This is a genomic window from Kitasatospora sp. NPDC029367 (assembly GCF_055569135.1).
In genome coordinates, this window is sequence record NZ_JBVHYH010000111.1 from 1 (window position 1) to 3004 (window position 3004).

3 protein-coding genes are annotated in these 3004 nt (G+C 75.4%); 1 reads left to right on the plus strand and 2 read right to left on the minus strand.

The genetic code is table 11. The annotated features are described in order from the left end of the window. Positions 1-162 precede the first annotated feature (162 nt). Positions 163-657, plus strand: coding sequence for a hypothetical protein (locus ACZ4W5_RS35960; protein ID WP_465659317.1), 495 nt, complete (start codon positions 163-165; stop codon positions 655-657). A 40-nt stretch (positions 658-697) separates the two neighbouring features. Here the strand turns inward: ACZ4W5_RS35960 and ACZ4W5_RS35965 are convergent, their stop codons facing one another. Beyond that, positions 698-1711, minus strand: a complete 1014-nt coding sequence (locus tag ACZ4W5_RS35965) for a JmjC domain-containing protein (protein ID WP_465659319.1) — start codon at positions 1709-1711, stop codon at positions 698-700. A 34-nt stretch (positions 1712-1745) separates the two neighbouring features. Continuing rightward, complete coding sequence (locus ACZ4W5_RS35970) at positions 1746-2837, minus strand: cytochrome P450 (RefSeq protein ID WP_465659320.1); 1092 nt, start codon at positions 2835-2837, stop codon at positions 1746-1748. Positions 2838-3004 lie beyond the last annotated feature (167 nt).

The following is a 3004-nucleotide window of genomic DNA, read 5'->3' on the forward strand; positions in this document are numbered from 1 at the left end:
GAGGGAGCGCCGCCCCTGCCCGATGGGTACGGGGGCTGGCCCGGAACAGGGGCCGACGTGTGTCCCACCCCTTTCCCCCCTGTGGGGGCCCCCCCCCCCCCCCCCCCCCCGACGGGCCGGAATTCGGGCGACGGACGGGCCCCGATGCACGACGATGACGGCATGCTGAACAACGGGGAACCCGAACCGGACGCGACGGACGAGGACGAGGACGAGCTGCTGCAACGCCTGGTCGGCGAAGTGTGGGTGAACGTCTACCGGTTCGGCGGCATGGGCGTCGTCGACTTCGGCGGGACGGTCTCCTGGCCGCTGGGCGACGGCGGGGAGGTGTCGACGGGCAGCCGGTACGCCGTGCACGCCCAGTGCCCGTTCCGGATCGTCCAGTGCGGGGAGGTGTACCTCGGCTCCGACGACCTGGTGCCGGGCGGGGGCGGCGACCGCCTCGCCTACGACACCGGGGCGGACGCCCTGCGGGAGTTCCTGGCGCGGCGCTCGCCCCGGGTGCTGTCGGTGGAGCGGGCGCCGGAGGGCGACCTGCGGATCACCCTGGAGCACGAGCTCAGGATCGACGTCCTGCCGACCAGTTCGAAGGTCGAGGAGTGCTGGCGGTTCGTGGTCCGGGGCGGGGAGCACGTGGTGTTCCCGCCCGTCGACTGACCCTGCCGGGCCGCCGCGGCCCGACGGGTCGGCCGACGGCTCAGCGCCCGTTGCGGGCCACGGCCCGCAGCCGTCGCCAGGTGCGCCCGGCGGGCCCGCCCGCCGGGGCGTCGTCCGCCCAGTCCCGGGCCGTCCCGGCGAAGGTGTCCGCGCCCGTGTCGGTGCCCGTGTCCGTGCCCGTGGCGGCCGGTGGCCGTGCCCGGCCCGTCCGGGCGGCGCGCAGCAGCTGCTCCGAGGTGATGCCGTCGAGCCGGGCCCGGGCGTGGTCGAGCAGGGCGGCCCCGGCGGCGGCGATCGCGGGCTCGCCCAGCGGGCGGGTCGGCAGCGCCAGCCCTTCGGCGAGCAGCTGGTCCAGGGCCGCCCGCAGGTCCGGGACGGAGAGGTCGCGGACCGTCAGCGACAGGTGGCCGGACAGTCCCTCGGCGCCCACCGCGCGATGGGCGAAGGCGCGCGGGACGTAGAGCACGTCGCCGGGCCCGAGGACGGTGTGCAGGCGCTGCGCCGAGCGTTCGTCGTCGGGGAGTTCGCCCAGCGACCACTCGGCGGCGGCGGGTGCGTCGTGGACGTACCAGGTCTTGCGTCCGGAGACCTGGAGGACGAACACGTCGGCGTCGTCGCGGTGCACCGCGAGTCCCTGGCCGCCGACCGGGGTGAGGAAGAAGAACGCCTCCACCCGCCGGTCCAGCTCCTCGGAGAGCCGGGCCACCAGGTCCCCGGTCGGGCCGTGCCACTGGTCGACGCAGCGCAGCAGCAGCGTCGCCCCGGTGCGCAGCAGCGCGAGCACCTTGGCGCGGTCGGCGAAGCCGTGGTGGGTGGTGCCGTTGACGGTGCGGGAGGTGGTGAAGGCCTCGGCCGGGACGACCACCTTGTCGGAGCGGACCATCTCCAGGTACGGGGTGCGCAGCAGCCCGCTGTCGAAGGCGGCGTCCAGTGCGTCGAGGTCGAACGGCGAGGCGGGCCGGGCGGGGGTGAAGACGGCGGGTTCGCGCTGCCACCGGTGGTCGGCGAAGCCTGCGAGGTCGCCGACCCAGTCGGCGAGCGTGGGCGATTCCATGGGGTGTCCAGAGCTGTCGGGAGGGCCGGCCGGTTCAGCGGCCGACGGAGGCCTCGAACCGTACGGAGAGCAGCGAGCGCAGCGGTACGGGCGCGTCCTGCCGGGGGCTGCGGATGGTGAGGCCGTGGTCGAGGGCGACGGTGAGCAGGCGTTCGGCCAGCGGGACGACCAGGTGCTTGGCCCAGCAGCGGGCGCCGTCGAAGCCGAACGGCATGAACCCGGGGGTCTTCTCCGGGTCGGCGACCCCGTCCCACCGCCGCGGCCGGAACTCCAGCGGGTCGGACCAGTAGTCCGGGTGGCGGTGCATCAGCAGGGGGAGCAGGGCGACGTTGTCCTCGGGGCGGATCTCCCGGTGCAGCCCGGCGTAGGAGTCCCCGCCGTTGCGGTAGAGCATCCACGCGGGCGGGAGCAGCCGCAGGGTCTCCCACAGGACGGCGGTGAGGTCCTGGCGCGGTTCGGGCGCCGTGCGCAGCAGCCACAGGGCGTTGCCGGCCAGGGCGGCCACGCCGTCGCAGAGGGTGGCGGAGGCCCGCCGGTACATGGCGACGGCCTGTCTGCGCTCCAACGGGTCGTCCGCGCCGCGGATCAGTCCGGCCATGGCGGTGGGCGGGTGGTCGGCCCCGGTGCCGTCCCCGCTCCCGTTGACGTTGCCGTTCCTGCTCCGGTTCCCGCCCGCGCCGCCCGGCCAGGTGGTGACGGCCCGGTCGACGAGCCGGGAGAGGGTGTCGGAGCGGGTGATGCCGCGCCTGGCCAGCAGGGAGACCGGCAGCGGGTCGGATCCGAACAGCCACCGGCGCAGGTACGAGGTGGGCGCGTACGGCCAGGCGCCGGCCAGCCCGTCGGCCGGGGGCGGTGGCTTGCGGATGCCCGCCATGACGTCCTGCCCCAGGGCGCGGATCGTCCGGGTCGCGCTGTCGTGGGGGATGTCGGCGCCCGCGGCGGGCTTGTAGACGGAGCGCTCGGTCTGGAGCACCGGCCGGGCGGCCACGATTTCGGCCATCAGCCGGGCGTCGGCGACGCCGACCGTGGTGGCGTCGACGCGGAACACCTTCGCGTCCCGGGCCAGGAGGTCCTGAATTCGCGGGGCGTAGACGACGGAATGTTCGCGGACCGTTTCCGGCGCCATTTCTTGCACGAGGATCCCGCCTCCGTGGGAATAGCGATGAAATGCGGCGCCGGGGGGGGGGGGGGGGGGGGGGGGGGGGCCCCCCCGGGGGGGGGGGGGGGGGGGGGTGCCACAGGGATGACCACCACATTCCTCCCCCCTACGGTCAGCGGTGGAGTGGGGACACC

Bases quoted from the DNA above. Each gene is read 5' to 3' on its own strand.
- ACZ4W5_RS35960 (WP_465659317.1), top strand. From the start codon at position 163: ATGCTGAACAACGGGGAACCCGAACCGGACGCGACGGACGAGGACGAG.
- ACZ4W5_RS35965 (WP_465659319.1), bottom strand. From the start codon at position 1,711: ATGGAATCGCCCACGCTCGCCGACTGGGTCGGCGACCTCGCAGGCTTC.
- ACZ4W5_RS35970 (WP_465659320.1), bottom strand. From the start codon at position 2,837: ATGGCGCCGGAAACGGTCCGCGAACATTCCGTCGTCTACGCCCCGCGA.